Source organism: Solicola gregarius (assembly GCF_025790165.1).
Taxonomy (GTDB): Bacteria; Actinomycetota; Actinomycetes; order Propionibacteriales; family Nocardioidaceae; genus Solicola; species Solicola gregarius.
The window spans coordinates 162,545-181,089 of the sequence record NZ_CP094970.1 but is presented as its reverse complement, the minus strand read 5'-3'; the positions used below and the strand labels follow the sequence as shown (position 1 = coordinate 181,089).

Genomic DNA, 18,545 nt, shown 5'->3' with positions numbered 1-18,545 from the left:
GTGTCGTTGCTGTTGTTCGCCGTCGTGGGATTGGTGGCCGTCGCGTCGGGGATTGCGGTGTTTGTAGTTGACTCGATGGCCCGGGCTACCTTCGCGCTGGCGTTGTCGTTCGTTGCGGTCGGTGTCGAGATTCTGCTGCTCGACCTCGCTTACCTCGGTGTCATCACGATTCTGATGATGGTCATGGAGATGGCGATCATGGCCGTCTTCATGGTGATGTACATGATGAACCCGGCCGGCCTCATGCCCATGTCGATGATGCACAACAAACGTGGTGCGCTGATCATCTCGTCCGCCGCCTTTGTCGTGTTGGCCGCTGGGAGCCTGCTGGTGCCGTGGCCGTCGCGCTCCGGATCGGCGCCGCCGGACCTGACGAGGGCCGTCGGTGACGCAATCATGGGATCGAAGATGTTGGTGATGATCGCCGTGTCGGCGGTGCTGTTCGCCACCATGGTTTCCGCGATCGTCCTCGCCACCGCCCGGGGCAGGTACGACTCATGACTCTGGATGCTTTCCTGTTGCTCGGTTCGGCGTTGTTCGCGGTCGGACTGTTCGGGGCATTGAGCCAGCAGTCGGTGGTGATGCTCATGATGGGCCTCGAGTTGATGCTCAACGGTGTCATCGTGGCGGTGGCGGCCTTCTGGTACTTCGTGGCCCCGGCGCAGCCGGACGGGCAGGTGCTGTTGCTCGTGGTGATCACGGCGATGACGGTCGAGATGGCGATGGGTTTCGCTGTGGTCACGCTGCTGTTCCGGACTAAAGACGCCGACGTGACCGATATGGCCGCGGAGTTCAAGCAGTGAGCGTCGCGTTGTGGCTGCTGGTGCTCCTCCCGACGATCTCGGGGGCCCTCCTTGCGCTGGGCGGGCGCCGGCTGGAGCGCTACGCCGGGGGCACCGGCATTGTGGTTGCCGCCGGCGTTCTTGTGTTGGCGGTTGCGGTCGCCTATGGCCGGCCGTCGGTGAGCATGCCGTTCGTGTCCGGTGGGCCGCTCGCCCTGTCCGTGGATGGCCTGGCATCCGTTGTGGTCGTGATGGTTGCCGCTATCAGCCTGCTCGTGCTCGCGTTTGCGTCCCGAGACATCGGCATCGCGCGTGCGCGATTCTTCGGCCTGATGCTGATCTTCGTCGCGGCGGTCGAGGTGACGGTGACGGCGACGACGCTGTCCGGCCTGCTGCTGGCATGGGAGATCATGGGCGCGACCTCGTACGGGCTGATCGCGCACCATTGGGACGGCACGGACGCAGTCGAGTCGGGCGCCACCGCATTCCTGGTCACCCGTACCGGTGACCTCGGTCTCTATCTGGCCGCGGGCGCGGCGCTCGCCGCCGGGTCCAGCCTCGGCTTCGACGACCTCGCGCAGCTGCCGGGCCCTTGGCTGCATGTCGTCGCCGCCGGGGTCGTCGCCGCCGCACTGGGAAAGGCAGCGCAGCTTCCGTTCTCGTTCTGGCTCTCACGGGCGATGGCCGGTCCAAGCCCGGTCAGTGCCTTGCTTCACTCGGCCGCGATGGTCGCGATGGGCGCGTACCTGCTGCTGCGCCTGCATCCACTCCTCGCCGAGTCCGGCTGGGCAGCAGCAACAGTCGCGTGGGTCGGTGCGCTTACGGCACTCGTCCTCGGGGCTGTTGCGGTCGCGCAAGCCGATCTGAAGCAGCTGCTGGCCGCCTCGACCAGCTCCCAGCTCGGATTCGTCGTCCTCGCCGCGGGATCGATCGCCTCCGGTGCGGTCGTCGCCGGAACCGCCCAGCTCGTCGCGCACGCCGCGACAAAGGCGCTGTTGTTCCTTGTCGCTGGAGCCTGGCTGACCGCCCTCGGAGCACGACGCCTGGACCAGCTACGTGGGATCGCGCGCCGCGACCGCCTCGTTGGCGCGCTGCTCACCGTCGGCGTTGTCACCCTTGCGGGAATACCGCCATTGTCGCTGTGGGCGACGAAGGAGGCGGTGCTGGCGGTGGCCGGAGCGTACTCCACGCCCCTGTACGTCGTTGGTCTCGCCGCAGCGGTGCTCTCAGCCCTCTACGCGGGCAAGGTCCTCGCCTACGTGTGGCAGCCGACGAACCTGCCGCAGGTCCGGTCCGCGTCAGGGTTGCAGGCCGCAGCACTGCTCCCACTCGCCGTCGCGGCTGCCGGGCTCTCTATCGTGGCCGTGCCGGGTGTAGCTGAACGGTTCGCCGACCTTGTGGGTGGCGAGGCACCGCCGACACATTGGTGGGAGCTCGCGCTGGGTGCCGTACTCGCAACAGGGGCTGCCGCGATTGCCGTACTTCGCGCCGAGCAGCTGCCGTCGGCCGGGATGCTTCGGCGGTGGCTGGATCTCGAGCGTGCGGCGCACCTGCTGGTCGTTCGCCCGACGCTAGCGCTCGCGCGACGGCTCGCCGCCTTCGACGATCGTGTGCTGGACCGTGCGGTAGTGGCGTCGGCCCAGGGCGCGGCACGCCTCGCGTCGGCGTTGGCGGCCGTCGACGATCTGCGCGTCGACCGGGCGGTCGCCGCGGTCGCCGCCGGCGCGCGGCGGCTCGGCGCTTGGGCGCGGATGCCGCAGACCGGGCAACTGCACCAGTACTACGCCCAGGCCGCGGTCGGCCTGTTCGCCGCACTCGTTCTCCTCCTGCTGGTGAGGTGACATGCTTTCGCTGCTGATCTTCCTACCGCTGGCGCCGGCCGTGGTGCTCGTGGCCGGTCGCCGCATCCCGGATCGCGTGGCGCGCTGGATCTGGCTCGTCGCCTCGCTCCTCGAGCTCGGGCTCGCCGGCGCGATGTGGATCGACTACGCCGGCCATTATGACGGCACCGAGTTGGCGTACGAAACAGACTTTGACTGGATACCCGCCGCGGGGGTCGGCTACCACATCGGGGTCGACGGCCTGTCGTTGCCGCTGGTGGTGCTCACCGCGGTCGTGTTCGCCTCCTGCGCCGTCTACGCGATGCGCGAGCAACGCCGCCCACGTCAGCTCGCGGCATTGTTCCTCGCGCTGGAGACCGTATCGATCGGCCTGTTCGCCGCACTCGACCTGATCGTCTTCTTCCTGTTCTTCGATCTGTCTCTCGTCGGCATGTACTTCGTGATCGCCGGCTGGGGCCACCGGGCAACCGCGACCCGGTCGGCATTCAAGTTCTTCCTGTACACCTTCCTGGGCAGCCTCGCCCTGCTGGTCGGCTTCATCGGCCTGTACGTCGCCGCCGACCCGCACACCTTCGACATGATCGAGCTCACCGAACAACTGCCACTTGCCGACACCGGCCTGGGCGGAGGTCTGGTGCTGCTGGCAGTCGGCGTCGGTCTGGCGATCAAGACACCAACTTTTCCGTTCCACACCTGGCTGCCACCCGCACACACCGACGCCCCGGCCATCGGATCCGCGGTGCTGGCCGCCGTGATGCTGAAGATGGGCACCTACGGCTTCGTCCGGATCGCAATGCCAATGCTGCCCGACTCGTGGCGACAGTGGGCGTGGGCGATCGTAGCCATCGGCGTCGTCAGCGTCCTCTACGGTGCCCTCGTCGCGTTGGCACAGAGCAACTTCAAACGGATGATCGCCTACACCTCGGTCAACCACATGGGCTACATCCTGCTCGCATTGGGCGCCGCAGGCCTGGTTGCCGACTCCGATGTCGAGGCCCGCGCCGTCGCCGTCACCGGCGCGGTGACGCAGATGGTCAGCCACGGTCTGATCACGGCAGCCCTGTTCCTCCTGGCCGGTGTCCTGCTCAGCCACGGCGGAACATACGAAATGGACCACTACGGCGGCCTCGCACGCACCACGCCTCGATTCGCTGGACTGACCGCGATCGCCGCGTTCGCCAGCCTCGGACTGCCCGGCTTCAGCGGCTTCATCGCCGAGTTCCAGATCTTCGCAGGCAGCCTCGGCCCGGCCACCTGGGCGACCGCGCTGGCCCTGCTGGGAATTCTGATCACGGCCGGCCTGTTCCTGTGGGCGCTGCACCGCATCTTCCTCGGGCCGCCGAAGGATGAACTCTCCCACATCGCGGACACCACGGTCACACAAACAGCGGCCATCGCTCCGCTGCTCGCGCTGTCGGTGCTGATCGGCGTCTATCCGCGGGTACTGCTCGACGTCGTCGACCCGGCCTCGCGGATGGTTGTCGAGCTGGTGGCGCGGTGAACGACGAACCGCTCGACCTGCTCCCGGAGATGCTCCTCTTCGGCGGTGCCGTTGCAACCTTGCTCACCGGGTCCTTCGTCTCAAGACAGCGCCAATGGTTAGCACGTCTGGTTGCGGTCGCCGCGCTGTCTGGGTCACTGGTCGCCGCGATCACGGTCGCCTCCGATCCGGCGATGATGATCTACGGGTCGACGTACATGCTCGACACGGCGACATCGCTGGCTCGGATCGTCGCGCCGGCCGCGGCTCTGCTCGTCATCGGGCTCTCGGTCGAACGGATTGCCGGCAGCCGCCGCGAGTCGGAGTTCTACGTCCTGATCCTGCTGGCGAGCCTCGGCTCCGTCCTGCTAGCCGGGTCCACGGATCTGCTGCTTCTTATCGTCGCCTACCTTCTGGCCTCGATCCCGCTCTATGCGCTGGCCGGGTGGGGCCGCGACGCCCGCGGCGCCGAGGCGGCTCTCAAGCTTTACCTGATGGGTGCCCTGCTGGGAATCGTCATGATGCTCGGTGTCACGGTGCTGTATGGGGTCGGTGGTGGTTCGACGGCGTACGCGACTCTTGCCGCCGGCCTCGCCACGGCACCGGCCTCGGCGCTCGCGCTCGGTTTCGTCGCCACGCTCGCCGGCCTGTTGTTCAAGGTCGGTGCGGTGCCTGCACACTTCTGGGTTCCCGACGCCGTACAGGGTGCCAGCACTGGTGCAGCGGCATTCCTGACCACCGTGCCGAAGATCGGAGGGCTGATCGCCACCTACCGTCTGGTGCTCCTGATTCCCGACGAACGGGTCGCGTGGCCGCTGCTGATCGCAGTCGTGGCGGCTGCGACGATGACCTTGGGAAACCTCGCCGCATTCGCCCAGGACAGCCCCGCCCGGCTGCTCGGGTACTCCACGGTCAGCCAGGCCGGCTACCTGCTGATGGCCGTCGCCGTGGCCACGAAGACCGACCAGGCGCTCCCCGCGCTCTTGTTCTACCTTGCGGTGTACGCCGTCACGAACCTCGGCGCATTCGCGGCCGTCGCAGCGTTCCCGAACGCACATACCATCCAGGACTACCGAGGACTGGCCCACCGACGGCCCGCGATCGCCACGGTCTTGCTGGTGTGCCTGCTCGGGCTCGTCGGTACCCCGCCGACGGGTGTGTTCATCGGCAAGGTCACGGTGTTCGCCGCAACGTGGGAGGGCGGCATGGCATGGCTCGTCGTCGTCGCCGCGGTCAACACCGTCGCCAGCCTCTACTACTACCTTCGTTGGATCGCGCCGGCGTTCGCTCGCTCGTCCGACGCCCTGCCACTCGATCCGCGTCACGCCACGATCGGTGCAGCGACGGTTTGCGGGGTTGCCGCTGTAGCGCTTGGGGTAGCCTCCGGGCCCACGCTGTCGGCGCTCGGCGGTGCCGTGCTGCCCTGACTTCGACGCCCGGCCCTATGGGTGGAACATCGCCTGTGCGGTCAACTGAAGCTGCTCCAGCTCGGAGCGGCGCGATCGACGGCGGCGCGAACGCGTCCCTGGTGACAGGTCCGTGAGCGCACCCGTCTGGTACAGCGCTAGGAGCCCGACCATGGCGCGGTACCGAAACTCCACCACCGCCGCATCGATCTCGGGCAGGGCCGCCCGCAGCGCATCAAGATAACGCCGTTCGGTCGGTGAGACCGCATCCCCGAAGAGGCGGCGAACCTCGGGATGCGGTTCGCAGACCACACGACCGACAAAGCGCGCGATATCGGGGCCATGTTCATCAGAACGTTCGGCGATCCGCGCCCCGGTCGCGATGAACACGCTGACGAGCGCTGTCGCCGTCGGTGGCGTGTCTTGAGCAAGCAACTCATCGAGCAACCGGTCGCGTTCGGCATTGACCGTGCCCATCACGAACTCGGTGACCGCCCGCAGCAGTGCGGCCTTGCCGCCGAAGTGGTAGTTGACTGCCGCGACGTTGACGCCGGCTGCTTCAGTGATCGCCCGCATCGACGCCGCCGCGTACCCTCGTTCTCCGAACATTCGAAGCCCGGCGAGCAGAATCCGCTCCTTCGTCGACGGGTCCGGGCGAGGTAGCACCGCACCATTCTAAACGATCGTTTGAATACGCCCTGGTGGAACTGCCTGGGTGTCGCCATCCGAGAGGGTGCGACATCGGGAGCCGACTGGTTCTACCTCGGATCGGGTCGGCAGTAGATCGTGTCGGCCGCGTCGTAGGTCACTTCGTCGGTCTCGGTCTTGACCCGCTCGCCGTTGCGGTTGAAGTAGCGATACACGTCGACGTCGAAGCCGCCGAACCCGGTCTGTTCGACGCACTCCTCGGAGGTGTCGTAGCGCACGTCGGGTTCGGTGAGGTTGTAGCGGTCGGACCTGCCCGCTTCGATGTCCCAGTACTTGGTGCTCCACATTCGTGCGTGCATTCGCCCGTCCGTTGATGGCGTGCTGGGCTCGATCCAGGTTTCGATGAGCACACCGTAGGGCGTGTTGTTCTCGAAGCGCAGATCCAAGGCTCCCCAGGCGACAGTGGCCTCGCGTCCCATCGGGTAGCGGTCGAAGTAGAGACTGTGCGGGTTGTGCTCAACGTCCTTCAGGCCGGCGAAGAATGCCGCGTTATAGACGGTTGTCGCAACCTGCGAGACACCGCCACCGAAATCCTCCACCAGCACGCCATCGTCGATGATGTAGCCCTCGGTGAAACCGTTGTCGGCGGTACGTTCGCCGACAACGTCGTTGAAGCTGAACGTCTGGCCCGGTTTCAATACGGTGCCGTTGATCAATGAGGCGGCGCGACCGAGGTTGGTGTTGCGATAGCCCGAATGCGGGAACTCGGTGGTGAACTCCGACACCGGCTCCTCGACTTGCAGTCGGCGTGCGTCGCTGGTGCTGAACTTCGGGACGACCTCCCGGGTCTGGGCGGCGACGGTGCGGTCCTCGCCGGTCTTGGTGAGGACCGCGACGATATCGGTCGCCAGCCGTGCCATGTTCGGCTCGCTGCCGGCCTTGCGGGCACGAACCTGTGGCGAACCGCCGCGGAGCACAACGGTCGCCGGGCGCGGTCGACGCGTGAGCGGTTCCAGCGCGTCGGCGGCGTGCCTGGCGAGGCTCTTTCGATCCACCCGGGGAGTCAGTTCGCCGCCGCGGACACGCAGGCGCAGGCTGTCGCCGATCGTAGTCGGTGTGAGCTGCACGTCACGGCGTCCGCCAGTGACCACGACCGGCGCAGACATGGCCGGCCGCGCGAATCGGTCCAGTGTTCGCTCGACGTCACGGCGGCTGATTTCGGTCGGCTCGGCCTGCACCGGCAGCTCGAGGGAGCGTCGCCGATCCTGGAAGGCAGCGCGCAGCGCCTCGCCGGCGGCTGCCGCGTCCAGGCGCAGACCTGGCCGGGGATAGGCCGGCTTCGGCCGGCCATCACTGAACCTGATCGTTCCCTCGACTGCAGGTCGGTCGATCTGCTTGGAGAGTCGGTCGACCGTGGAATCCAGTGCGTCTTGGTCAACGGCGACGACCGGTTCGACGTCGACGCCGCCGGTCACCCTGTCGATCATCTCGAGTGGATTGACGGTGCGGCCGACACCGGCGGCCGAAACCGTCTGGGCCACGTCGATACTCAGACCGGCTTCGGACGAGGTGACCGTGTAAGACGTCGAGCCGTGTCGGGCGCGCATCATCCAGTCGCCGTCGGAGGTGAGCTCGTCGCGCAGCCGTTCCTCCGCCTGCGCCCGCGACAACCCGCCGATGTCAACTCCGGCGACCGAGACGCCTCGAGCGACGCGATCACCGGTCACGACGTATCCCACGAGGTACAGGCCGCCAAACACCACGACCAGACCGACGACAAGGCCCACATATAGGCGTCGCGGCCGTCTGCGGCCATCGCTACCGCTGGTGGCGTCTTCGGATTTCGGTTCCAGGAAACTGCACCCTTCACGTCAGCGGTCCACACGCCGCCGACCCGTACGGCGAGCGCTCCCGCAGTGTAGCCAAGACAGCGAACCCCTCGGCACCGATCCCTTAAACGAACGTTTGAATCCTGGGTGCATGCATGGTTGACTCGCTCGTGAGCTTTCAAACGATCGTTTAAGGGGAGTGGGATGCCACCGGTCGCTGCACCGCCGATCCCGGCGCGTCGGAACCTGATCCTGGCCGTGATGTGCCTGGCACTTGCGGTGGTGGTCGGGATGATGACGTCGCTGATGGTCGCCGTGCCTGACATCGCAACCGATCTGCGCGCATCGGAGTCGGAACTGCAGTGGGTCGTAAACGCCTACGGTGTGACGTTCGCGGGCCTCCTGCTCGTCTCGGGCGCAATCGGCGACCGTCTCGGGCGCAAGGCCGTGCTCGTCGGAGGCTTGACGATCTTCGGGGTCGCCTCGGCCGGGATTCTCATCGTCGATGACGTGCGCTGGCTGATTGCGCTGCGCGCGGTGGCCGGCGTTGGAGCATCAGCGGTGATGCCGATGACGCTGTCGATCATCAGCCATGTGTTCCCGCCGCAGGAGAGGGGCCGAGCCATCGGGGTATGGTCGGGTGTCACCGTGGGCGGGGGGCTCATCGGCCTGCTTACCGCAGGTGGTCTCCTCGAACTCTTCTCGTGGCGATCGGTATTCGTCGTCAACATCGGCCTCACCGTGGCTGCGCTGCTGGGAGCCTGCGCTGTTCCACGCCAGGCTCGATCGGGCGCCGGGCGGGTGGACGTTGGCGGGGGAGTGCTGTCGGTGATCGCTGTCGCCGCGTTGGTCTTCGGGATCCTGCGAGGTCCAGAGGCTGGTTGGGACGCGGCGTCAGTGCTAGTGGCGTTCGCGGTCGCTGTCGGCGCCGGGATCGCGTTCGCCTGGTGGGAGCTAGGACATGTCAACCCGGTCCTTGACCCGAGAGTGTTTCGCGTCCATGCCCTGACGTCGGGTTCGCTGATCATCGCTGCAGAGTCCTTGGCGATGTTCGGCTTCTTCTTCATCGGATTGCAGTACCTGCAAGTGATCAAGGAGTACTCCCCGCTGACTGCTGCCGTCGCGATGCTGCCGCTTGCAGTCGCCGCGATGGTGTTCTCCCCGGTCGTTCCGCGGGTGGTCACTCGGTGGGGTTACCGCCCGACAGTCACTACCGGTATGGCGATGATCGCGGTCGGTCTGATGGTCATGTCGCGGCTGAGCATCAGTTCCGGTTACACGCCGATCGCGATTGGCACATTCCTCCTCGGCGCCGGGATTGCGTTCGCGGCGACACCCGCGACCGAAGCGATCATGGCGGCGCTGCCACCGGACAAGCAAGGTGTTGCGTCGGCGCTCAACGACGTCACACGCGAACTCGGCGGTGTGCTCGGAATCGCAATGCTCGGAAGCATCTTCAACGACGTCTACCGAAGCAACGTCGGTGCGGCGGCGGCCCGACTCCCGGCCGACCTTGCAACGGCAACGAAGGATTCGACCTCTGCCGGTCTCGCCATCGCGTCGGCGCCCAACAGCCCGTCAGGCCTGACGGCGGCGGTCGTGAACAGTTTCGAAAGCGCGATGTCCGCTGCCATGCTCGGCGGCGTGATCGTCGTTGTCGCCGGAGCCATCCTGGCACTGGCGATCGTGCGGTCATCTCGACACAGCGATGCTGGCCCACAAGGATCCGACGGCGCGTAGTCGTGACAGTCCGATCAGCGGACGTCGCGGCGAGTTGCCGCGGTGCCCCTCGGCCTACGGTGCGCGAGCTTGGTCAGGCGGCTGTGTGGGTTAGCCGTCTGCGTGAGAGCTGCGGCGATGACGTGGCGTTCGTCGCGGCGACTTCGACCGTACGTGGTCTCGCGGTCGCATGGTTGGTTCTGATCCTGGCCGCGATCGTCGGGGGCGCGTTCCATCTCTCTTCGGACGGTTTCGACGCGGGTGGGCTGCTCGGGCTCGCTGCGGAGGTCGCGTACGCGGGGCCCGGGTACACGCAGTACCGACGGGCGGTTGCCGGATGTGCCGAACGGGCTGGTTCGTGATGAGGCATCCCTGAACAGGATCCGCTCGGTTGGGAATCGGATCCTCGGAGGCCCTGCGTAAGTGGGTCCGTCGGGCCGAGGTCGACTCTGGTGAGCGCCCCGGGACAACGGCTGAGGAGTCGGAGCACGATATCGGTGGGCCGGTCGATCGGTCATTTCTAGGCAATGCCCCCAGCCGCAAGTGACTCGAGACTCAGATGTCGGTCAGCACTTGATCTGGCGGGCCGACTTGGGCGATTTGTCCGTCCTCGACGAGTGCTACGCGGTCGGCGACGTCTCGTGCGAAGCGCAGTTCGTGTGTGACGACGAGCATCGTCATACCGGCCTCTGCGAGGCTGCGCATAACGGCCAGTACGTCGGCCGCGAGTTCTGCATCGAGGGCTGACGTTGGTTCGTCGAACAGCATCACCTTTGGTTGCATGGCGAGGGCGCGTGCGATCGCGACGCGTTGCTGCTGGCCGCCTGACAGTTGCGCGGGGTAGGCGTCGAGTCTGTCGGCGAGTCCGACCTGTTCGAGGAGTCTCCTGGCCTCGGTCCGGAGATCGTTGCCTGTCCGTTTGAGGACGAAGCGTGGTCCGGACATGACGTTCTCGAGCGCCGACATGTGAGGGAAGAGGTTGAAGCTCTGGAAGACGACACCGATGTTCTGACGCTGCCGAGCGAGTGTCTTCTCGGAGGACTCGTGTAGAGCGTCGTTCTTGACGGTGTATCCGATCCGCTCGCCGTTGACGAGCAGTGTGCCGGAGTCGATGGTTTCGAGGTGGTTGCAGCACCGTAGGAATGTGGTCTTGCCGCATCCGGATCGCCCAATCAGGCATACGACTTCGCCGGCCTCGACAGTGAGGTTCAATCCCTGGAGTACTGGTGTCGAGCCAAAGGACTTCCGTACGTCGATGGCGACGATTGCCGGTGCGGCCCCGTCATCACCGAACGTGTCTTGGTCGATCTGAGGTGCGACGCTGTGCGACATTATTGCTCCGCCGGAATGGGGGTGTGCGAACGGTCGGTCGATTGAGTCGTGCTGCGTTGGTATCGGCTGGCCCATCTCTCGACGTATCTCTGGACCACCATGAGCACGGAAACCGCGACCAGGTACCAGATGCTGGCGACGAGCAACAGTTCCAGGATCAGGAAGTTCTCGCTGTAGATGGCGACGACTTCAGTCATCATCTCTCCGCCGGCAATCACCGTGACGAGCGAGGTGTCCTTGAGGAGGGCGATCACGCGGCCCATTCCTGGGGGGGATCATCACTCGGAACGCTTGAGGTAGGACGACGCGTCGCATGATCGTGCTGGAGCGCATCCCGAGACTTTGCGCGGCGGCTCGTTGTCCCTGGTCGACGGAGATGATCCCGCTCCGGATGATCTCTGCATAGTAGGCGCCCTCGTGCAAGCCTAGAGCGATGACAGCTGCGACGAACGGCGTCAGCAGGGCGTTGGTGGTGCCCGAGTACAACTCGAATACGCCAGGGATGCCGATCGTGATCGTGGGGATGACGACGCCGATGTTGTACCAGAAGATCAACTGAACAATGGCAGGAGTCCCTAGGAAGACCCAGACATATCCAGCGCTGACAGCTCGGGCAACGGGATTCTTGGACAGTCTCAGGAGGGCGAACACCAGACCCGCGACAAGTCCGAGAACTAGCGATGTGGCGGTCATCAGTACCGTCATACGCAGCCCGTGGAGGATCGCGGAGTCGAAGAGGTAAGTGTGAAGCTCGCCGAATTCGATCACCCCGGATCGCTCCACTCCCAGGCCGGCAAGCACGATCAGCGACGCAAGTAGTACAGCGCTCGCGATGCGGAGGGGGTGGCGGGATGGTTTGACGGCTAGGGGTCGCAGCAGCACGTCACCGTGACTGATGGTCATCGGGTGTCCTTTCCGCACGGGTCATGGATCATCTGCCGTTGATCGCGGCATTCGGGATCATGGCAACCTCGGCGTCCCACTTCGACATGATGTCGTCGTAGGTCCCGTCTGCCATCAACTCCTTCACGGCCTCGAGCACGGCGTCTCGCAGTGCGGTGTCGTCGGTGTTGAGGGCAATGCCTAGTGGATCGGTTCCACTCACACGTACCGGTTTGCCGTCGCGGGTGACGACCTCGAGCTCACCGTCAGCCTGTTGGGCGCGGTAGCTCGCCAGAAGATAGTCACGTACCTGTGCCACGCTACGACCACCGCGGACCTCGAAGTTCGACTTGGGCGGTGTCGGTGACCGCGGAGATGTCAATCGGTGACTTGTCTTGCTTCTGGCACTGACGTGACTGCTGTTCCAATTGGTCTACCTGCGAGCTGCCTACAACGGTGGCGACTGGGTGACCGCAGAGATCGTCGAAGGAGTAGATGCTCTCGGGGTTCCCGTCTTGGACGAGAATGCCGGAGAACGCCTTGGCGTAGTCGACAAAGTCAACCTGCTGACGCCGTTCGGGTGTGTCACTGATGGCGCCGATGGCCACGTCGAAGCGATCCGACTGGAGTCCGGTGATGAGGCCCTCGAACTTCACATCGTGGATCTGCACCGCAACCCCGAGCTTGTCGGCCACTGCCTCGATCAGTTCAATATCGGAGCCGGCATAATCCCCTGTCTGGGGGTCTTTGAAGGTCATCGGTGGATAGGCGGCGTAGGTGCCGACGCGTATCACCCCTGACTCTTGAATGCTGGCCGGTAGCGATGCCGCTCCTTCCGCGCCGCTGTTAGCTTCACCGCTTGTCGTTCCAGTGGTGCAGGAGCTCATGGTGAGGGCGAGTGCGAGTGCGGATACAGGTACAAGTCGTGGCCATGTCGTGCTCATGTCGCTGTCCTCCTCCGGACGTAACCGATAGATGCCGTGTCGTTCTGTCCCCGAGCGTCCTTCGTGGCAGCAGCCGTGACCGATGTTGTGAACGGCTGCCGCTGCTGCGGGTTATGTACCAGGGATCCCCCGCCTCCGTAGCTCGCCCGAAATGCTCGACCAGTCCGGGCCTGTCTCGATCGGCTGATGTACGCCCGTGCGTACGTCCTTGAGCCCGCTTGATGTGGCGAGGCAAACGACCGGGCCATCAAACGTGGCTCCTCGCCGGAGTGTCTGCTGAAGTCCTGCCACGCCTGCGACCCCGGAGAGCTCTTGCCAGATCCCCTTGGCCGCAAGCGTGCGCTGACTCATCGCCATCTCGGTGTCGGTGACACCCAAGACGCTGCCCGCGGTGCGATGCATAACGTGGGTGGCCCGGTACCCGCCCGTCGTCGTCGCGATCGAGAACGCATCGGTTGTAGAGGCTTCGTCAATCGTGACAGCAGGCTGATCTTGTTCAATGGCAGCTTTGAGCACGCCACGGCCGGCCACTTCGCACGCGTAGAGCGCGGGGACGGAATCGACCAGGTCGAGGATTCGCAGTTCCTCGAAGCCCTTCCATACCCCGTAGAGAAGCTCGCCATAACCGGTCGGGATGAACACTGCCGACGGCAGCCTGTGTCCGAGCTGGATGAACAGCTCGTATGCGATCGTCTTGTATCCCTCAGGACCGAACGGGTGTCCAGTGTGTGTGACGGTCCGATTGCTAACTGGGTGGAAGCCGAGCTTGTCAACGATGTCCCGCACAACCTGCCAGCGAGCGTCGCGGCGCACCGAGAGGACCGTTGCGCCGTAGGCGCCCGCGAAATGCGCCATTAGCGGAGGTCCGTCACTGGACATGACGACGACGCAAGGTAGGTCGAGGCGGGCGGACATGGCCGCTGCGGATGCTCCATGGTTTCCGGAGGACGCGACTACCACGCCAGGTGCCCCAGACGCTGCCGCGGCGCTGATAGTCATCAGATTCAAGCGGTCCTTGTGGCTCCACGTCGGGTTGCGACTCTCGTCCTTGACCAAGACCTGGACACCCTCGCCTAGTCCTTCGAGACCGTCGATGAGCGGCGTACTCCCCACACCCGGTCCCAGGCGAGCATCGAAAGGCGGCAGCAGCGGCCCCCAACCCCGCACGTCCAGAGGGATCGCCGTGCGATCGAACAGCGCTTCTCGCATGCCAGCATCGATGGCGGCGTAGTCATAGGTGACCTCGAGCGGGTAGGCGATCTGCTCGTTGCTGCACCCAGGGCAACCCGCCGTCAAGGGCGGCCACAACGCGTATGTCAGACGGGGATCGTGCACACAGCGCTGGCCGGTCGCCAGCGACGGTGTTATCCCTGCATGCGCCGCAGTGCGCAGGCTCGTCATCGGCCCCACAGCCCACGCTGCGATAGATGGTGCGACAAGATGCCCTCCCGAGGCTAGATAGATTCGGACAATGTGCGTCGTGGCTCGCCTGATCTGGCGAGCCAGACCCTTTGTGTAGGCGGGGTGTAGAGGCCAGACCGCCCCTACTGACCACCCGCAGGCGTCGTGGAGTCGTTCTCAGGTCCGCGCGCCGTATCATCAGGCGGGCGAAGCAACCACTCCTCTAGGGAGCGGACGAACTTGGTTGCAGCCGCTGCGTGAACTGAGTACTGCATGCCGTGGCGGTCACGTTGTTGACGGATCAGTCGTGCGGCGCGCAACTGAGCCAGGTGATGGTGAACTGTTGACTGACCGAGTCGGAGACGACTCACCAGTTCACTTGTGTACAGCGGATGCTCGACAAGTAGCCTCACGATCGTCAATCGGTTCGGGTCGGCCAACACCTTGAGGGTCGTCACAAGGTCGTCTTCCAGCGGCGTCGGAGCGTAGGCATCCAGCGTCGAGCTTCGGACACCGTAGATAATGAGCGCCTCGCCAGTGCGTTCATCGAAGCGGGCCGACATGAACGGATAGATGAAAACAGACGGCGCCAGCGTGATGGACCGCAGTTCCAGGTCGTCGCCCAACCGATAGCCACCCGTGAGGTGCTCGATCACGTCAATGGCGGGACGAAGCTCGAGCATCTCGCGACCAACGCGCGCAGCATCGGCAACCGTGTTGGTCACCGATTCCAAGTGCTGGCCGTAGATGTTGGAGAGGTAGGCGTCGAGGGTTTCGACCAAATCTGCCTGGACGTCCTCGGGTTCCAGCAGGACACGTCGACAGCGCTCCGCCCAGCCCGCGGGAAGACCCCTAACCGCCTGCGGGATCAACGACCGTTCGCCACCCTGGAGGATCTCGCGAAAGTCGCGTAGGCGTTCTGGTGTGGTCTCCCCTGTATCCAGCATGAACTCGGCAAGGTCGGCGGCCGGCAGGTCGGCAACCCCCTTGATCAGGCCAGCTGGGGTCGGACTCGGTGAGATCCGCGGAATCACTCGAGCCGCGCCATAACCCAACGCGGTGTCGTAACCCTCAAAGAGGAACCGCGCCTTCTGGGCGACGCCGTCGCTGAGCCGTGGCATCTGACCGGACGCCCACCGACGAGAGCGCGTATACGTGCGCGGGTTCAGCAACGCCCGCAAACTGACCACGAAGTCGTAACAGACCGAGCCGTCGAGATGAACTGCGGCCGCGAGATCTTCCCCGCGAGACGGACGAGTGCTCGCAACCTCCTGAACAAGCCGCAACGACGTTCGCCACCCTTCATCGAAAATCGATCGTGATCGGATAATCTATGCATATACGTCTTCATCGTCAAGGCCAACTTCAGACACCCCGGCTTGCCTGCCTGTAGTGGGACGCCCTTGACTGGCGCTACGGGCTCTACAACCACGACCGCCAGCACAGCTCGGCAAACCCAGGGGAGTGGAGTTGCTCCGACGCACCCGGTACCACGCTGCGGGCGAGCGACCGTGAGACGACGGCACTCATTCGAGCGCCCCCGTGGCGCACAAAACACGCGCTGTCACTCGCTACGCTGACTGACGTGCGTACCCGGCTAGTGACGATGACGAGGCTGCCCCATGGTGGCGTCGTCGTGCTGGTATGCACGCTGGTTCTCGGCATACTCGGGATGCATGCTCTAGCGCAAGCCTGCGGCGAGGCAAGCCACAGTGCGGCGACGACCACTGCCACCGCGGCCGCCGACGAAGCCACCTACGCCGAGCACCCGGACGATCGACTCATGGTGCACGCCGGTGACGACGGGACCAGTCCGTCCGAGCAGCACGGACTGTTGGCACTTTGTCTGGCTGTGCTGGTCTTCGCCGGGACGGTATGGGTCATTGCGCGGTCTTGCCGCCTTGGGCACGGTTGGGCCGTCCCGATGCGACGAGTCCGAAACGGCGCAGCTCCCATCATCTCGCGTCCGCGGCCGCCACCGTCACTGATCTCCCTGTCGATCTTGAGGTGCTGAGTGATCATCGGTCCGACACACCTGCCGGACCGCCCACTTGGCATGCACACAAACCCCTCAAGGAGACAGAGATGCGTTACAAACTTGCAATCGCAGCAGCAACCCTCGGGGCTTCCGCCCTACTGGCCGGGTGCGGCGGCGATGACTCACAGTCGCCGCCGACCGGTTCCTCGTCGTCGCAGTCGAGCGCGTTCAACAGTGCCGACGTTGAGTTCGCCCAACAGATGATCCCGCACCACCGCCAGGCGGTCATGATGGCCGATCTCGTGGAATCCCACACCTTCGATGAGCGAGTCAAATCGTTGGCCACCGACATCGAGGCGGCCCAAGGTCCCGAGATCAAGGTCATGACGGGCTGGCTCGAGGACTGGGGCGAGCCCGTTACTCCAGACATGGAGGACATGGAAGGCATGGAAGGCATGGACCACGGTTCGGGTGACATGGATTCGATGCCCGGCATGATGAGCGACCAGCAGATGAGCCGCCTGGAGGGCTTAGCCGGACCCAAATTCGACCGTGCCTTCCTCACGATGATGATCGCCCACCACCGCGGCGCTATCGAAATGGCCCAGGCCGAACAGCAGAACGGCAAGTTCGCCGCCGCAATCGATCTTGCCGACCAGATCGCCAAATCGCAGTCACAGGAGATCCAGACGATGAAATCGATCCTTGGATCGTGAGCGGCGGACGGGTGGCGGGCACCTCCGCCCGCCACCCCCACGTTCCTGAGCAGCAAGGAGTAGTGGAGTGAAGCGTCGGCCAAACGTGCGGTCCGCCGTAATCGTCGCAATCCTCACCCTCGCCATCTCGGCCTGCGGCGGCGAGGATGATCCGGCGACCTCGAAACCATTCAATGACGCCGATGTCGAGTTCGTACTGCGCGGCGGGCAGCACCTGACAATCACGGTAACGACCGCCCAAACCGCCGTCCAGCGAGCCGACGCCCCAGCCGTGCGCCGACTCGCACACGGCGCGTGATCGACACCCACGGGCCGGGCGCCGACAAGGTCGCCGGGTGGGTCTTGTCCTGGGGCAAGCAAGGAGCGGCCGTTGGACATGACGCAGACGTCGACCACGACAGCGCGGAACAGGGAGGGTTCGACGACGTCACGATCAGCCGCTTGTCCACTGCCGACGGTGCACGCTTCGACCGCCTGTACCTCACAGCCTTGGCCGAGCACCTCGACAACGGCGCAGAGATATGGCGCTCCGAATCCGATGAGGGCACGCACGAAGGCGCGACCGATCTCGCGGCCTCGCTCCGCGACGTCGAAGCCAAGTTGCGCAGAGCTGCCCAACGTCTCATCGACTGACCGGCGTTGGCGCGGCCGGCCCGGCAGTGGGCAACCACACCGCGACCAATCAGCTACTATCGCGCCTAGTACGACAGCCGGACTTCGTGATGTTGGGCGTGGCGGCGTGACGTCGCGCGGCCACCGCGTGATCATGCCGGGTTTGTGAAGACTCCAGATGATGTTGCGGTGGCCGCGGGCCATAGCCTAGACCCGGCGCGGTGGCGGGCGCATTTCGACGACCTGATGGGACGGATTGCGGGTCGTTTCGTACGGGTCGAACCGCGTAGGCATGCGCGGGATCTGCTGCTTGGGCTGCTGTCTGAGGTGCCGGCGAAGAACTGCTGGACGCTGTCCGAACACGCCGGAGATGTCAGCCCGGACGGGATGCAGCACCTACTGCGTAAGGCGATCTGGGACCACGACGGCGTGCGCGATATGTACGCGACCATGTCGTCGAGCACCTCGGCGACGACGACGCGGTGCTCGTGGTTGACGAGACCGGTGATCTGAAAGAAGGGCACCCACACGGTCGGGGTGCAGCGCCAGTACACCGGGACCGCCGGTCGGGTCGAGAACGCGCAGGTCGCGGTGTATCTGACCTATGCGAGCAGTCGGGGCACGCGCTGATCGACCGGGCGTTGTATCTGCCCGAAGTCCTGGGCAGGCGATGTCGAGCGTCGCAGCCGGGCTGGAGTGCCAGCCGACGTCGAGTTCGCGATCCACGCTGCGGCGGCGCAAGTCGGCCGCTGTGGCCTCAGCAACGATGCGACGCAGATGAGAGTGCACCGAATTGACGGGTGCTACGTTCTAAACACCGTTCTAGTTCAGCAACAATTGGTCATTCCGGGTCATCTGTAGTCGACCTGCACCAGCACTCTCAACGGCCTCTGACCTGCGAATCTGCTGAAATCGCAGGACCAGGTGTCCTTGCTGAGAATTCAACCGGCAGGTTACTGGTTCGAGTCCAGTCGG

The 18,545-nt window shown here is 65.0% G+C and carries 19 protein-coding genes and 1 pseudogene; 12 read left to right on the top strand and 8 right to left on the bottom strand.

The window, feature by feature from the left end; all coding sequences use genetic code 11:
• From L0C25_RS00895 to L0C25_RS00875, 5 genes are read left to right on the top strand one after another with little or no spacing between them, the layout of a single operon-like run.
• On the top strand, positions 1-501 hold the full coding sequence (locus L0C25_RS00895; protein ID WP_271634488.1) for an NADH-quinone oxidoreductase subunit J: 501 nt from the start codon (positions 1-3) through the stop codon (positions 499-501).
• Positions 498-803: an NADH-quinone oxidoreductase subunit NuoK gene (nuoK, locus tag L0C25_RS00890; RefSeq protein WP_271634487.1), complete on the top strand. Its 306-nt coding sequence runs from the start codon at positions 498-500 to the stop codon at positions 801-803. Before L0C25_RS00895 ends, nuoK begins: the two co-directional genes overlap by 4 nt.
• Entirely contained in the window at positions 800-2,623 is a 1,824-nt protein-coding gene (locus tag L0C25_RS00885) for a proton-conducting transporter transmembrane domain-containing protein (protein ID WP_271634486.1), read from the top strand. Before nuoK ends, L0C25_RS00885 begins: the two co-directional genes overlap by 4 nt.
• A 1-nt stretch (position 2,624) precedes the next feature.
• Positions 2,625-4,124: a complex I subunit 4 family protein gene (locus L0C25_RS00880; protein WP_271634485.1), complete on the top strand. Its 1,500-nt coding sequence runs from the start codon at positions 2,625-2,627 to the stop codon at positions 4,122-4,124.
• A complete protein-coding gene (locus L0C25_RS00875) occupies positions 4,121-5,530 on the top strand; it encodes an NADH-quinone oxidoreductase subunit N (protein ID WP_271634484.1) in 1,410 nt (469 codons plus the stop codon). Before L0C25_RS00880 ends, L0C25_RS00875 begins: the two co-directional genes overlap by 4 nt.
• A 15-nt stretch (positions 5,531-5,545) precedes the next feature.
• Here the strand turns inward: L0C25_RS00875 and L0C25_RS00870 are convergent, their stop codons facing one another.
• Positions 5,546-6,175: a TetR/AcrR family transcriptional regulator gene (locus tag L0C25_RS00870; protein WP_271634483.1), complete on the bottom strand. Its 630-nt coding sequence runs from the start codon at positions 6,173-6,175 to the stop codon at positions 5,546-5,548.
• Between the two features lie 92 nt (positions 6,176-6,267).
• Complete coding sequence (locus L0C25_RS00865) at positions 6,268-7,764, bottom strand: VanW family protein (protein ID WP_271636771.1); 1,497 nt, start codon at positions 7,762-7,764, stop codon at positions 6,268-6,270.
• Between L0C25_RS00865 and L0C25_RS00860 the strand changes: the two genes are divergently transcribed.
• From L0C25_RS00860 to L0C25_RS00850, 3 genes are all read left to right on the top strand, one after another.
• Positions 7,750-7,950, top strand: coding sequence for a hypothetical protein (locus tag L0C25_RS00860; RefSeq protein ID WP_271636901.1), 201 nt, complete (start codon positions 7,750-7,752; stop codon positions 7,948-7,950). The two genes, L0C25_RS00865 and L0C25_RS00860, sit on opposite strands and share 15 nt — an antisense overlap.
• Before the next feature lie 240 nt (positions 7,951-8,190).
• Positions 8,191-9,726 (top strand): MFS transporter, encoded by a 1,536-nt coding sequence (locus L0C25_RS00855; protein ID WP_333908557.1) that lies wholly within the window; start codon positions 8,191-8,193, stop codon positions 9,724-9,726.
• 122 nt (positions 9,727-9,848) lie between these two features.
• Positions 9,849-10,067, top strand: a complete 219-nt coding sequence (locus L0C25_RS00850) for a hypothetical protein (protein WP_271634482.1) — start codon at positions 9,849-9,851, stop codon at positions 10,065-10,067.
• Between the two features lie 193 nt (positions 10,068-10,260).
• Here L0C25_RS00850 and L0C25_RS00845 read toward each other — a convergent pair whose 3' ends face one another.
• From L0C25_RS00845 to L0C25_RS00820, 6 genes are all read right to left on the bottom strand, one after another.
• A complete protein-coding gene (locus L0C25_RS00845) occupies positions 10,261-11,037 on the bottom strand; it encodes an amino acid ABC transporter ATP-binding protein (RefSeq protein WP_408641684.1) in 777 nt (258 codons plus the stop codon).
• A gap of 189 nt (positions 11,038-11,226) precedes the next feature.
• Positions 11,227-11,940, bottom strand: a complete 714-nt coding sequence (locus tag L0C25_RS00840) for an amino acid ABC transporter permease (protein WP_271634480.1) — start codon at positions 11,938-11,940, stop codon at positions 11,227-11,229.
• Between the two features lie 28 nt (positions 11,941-11,968).
• Entirely contained in the window at positions 11,969-12,238 is a 270-nt protein-coding gene (locus tag L0C25_RS00835; RefSeq protein ID WP_271634479.1) for a transporter substrate-binding domain-containing protein, read from the bottom strand.
• Position 12,239: 1 nt separating this feature from the next.
• Complete coding sequence (locus L0C25_RS00830) at positions 12,240-12,863, bottom strand: transporter substrate-binding domain-containing protein (RefSeq protein WP_271634478.1); 624 nt, start codon at positions 12,861-12,863, stop codon at positions 12,240-12,242.
• 111 nt (positions 12,864-12,974) lie between these two features.
• On the bottom strand, positions 12,975-14,264 hold the full coding sequence (locus tag L0C25_RS00825) for a threonine synthase (RefSeq protein ID WP_271634477.1): 1,290 nt from the start codon (positions 14,262-14,264) through the stop codon (positions 12,975-12,977).
• Positions 14,265-14,407: 143 nt separating this feature from the next.
• Positions 14,408-15,385, bottom strand: coding sequence for an ArsR/SmtB family transcription factor (locus L0C25_RS00820; RefSeq protein ID WP_271634476.1), 978 nt, complete (start codon positions 15,383-15,385; stop codon positions 14,408-14,410).
• Between the two features lie 485 nt (positions 15,386-15,870).
• Here L0C25_RS00820 and L0C25_RS24060 point away from each other — a divergent pair, with 485 nt between their 5' ends.
• From L0C25_RS24060 to L0C25_RS00805, 4 genes and pseudogenes are all read left to right on the top strand, one after another.
• Positions 15,871-16,278, top strand: coding sequence for a DUF6153 family protein (locus tag L0C25_RS24060; protein ID WP_408641660.1), 408 nt, complete (start codon positions 15,871-15,873; stop codon positions 16,276-16,278).
• A gap of 71 nt (positions 16,279-16,349) precedes the next feature.
• Positions 16,350-16,958 (top strand): DUF305 domain-containing protein, encoded by a 609-nt coding sequence (locus tag L0C25_RS00815; protein ID WP_271634475.1) that lies wholly within the window; start codon positions 16,350-16,352, stop codon positions 16,956-16,958.
• 294 nt (positions 16,959-17,252) lie between these two features.
• On the top strand, positions 17,253-17,591 hold the full coding sequence (locus L0C25_RS00810; RefSeq protein WP_271634474.1) for a DUF305 domain-containing protein: 339 nt from the start codon (positions 17,253-17,255) through the stop codon (positions 17,589-17,591).
• Positions 17,592-17,816: 225 nt separating this feature from the next.
• A pseudogene (locus L0C25_RS00805) lies at positions 17,817-18,311 on the top strand (IS701 family transposase); the annotation flags it as partial.
• Positions 18,312-18,545 lie beyond the last annotated feature (234 nt).